This is a genomic window from Sphingomonas sp. AC435, from assembly GCF_979253005.1.
Window position 1 is genome coordinate 1 of sequence record NZ_CEEDCJ010000086.1, and the last position, 246, is coordinate 246.

Annotated in this window: 1 protein-coding gene; it reads right to left on the reverse strand. The window is 66.7% G+C overall.

Going from position 1 to position 246, the window contains the following annotated elements; all coding sequences use genetic code 11:
• Window positions 1-246 (reverse strand): hypothetical protein (locus tag AC0CH8_RS19045; RefSeq protein ID WP_465241221.1); only part of this gene is annotated, 246 nt, incomplete at both ends.

Consider the following 246-nt stretch of genomic DNA (forward strand, 5'->3'; position numbering starts at 1 on the left):
CGGATTGCTCAGCACGCCCGCGCCATAGCCGGAGGTGGAGCCGATGCCGCCAGTCTCCGCCTGGGTGAAGCTGTACTGCGACGGCGAGCCGATGACCGCGAAATAGGATGTGCCGCCGCCCGCGTTCTTGGCGCGCGACCACGTCGCATCCAGCACCATCTTGAACTCGTCGGTGGGATTCCAGTCGACGTTGCCGCCGGCTTCCCAGGTCGTCGTCTCACGCACCGCGCCCGACGAGATGAAGTC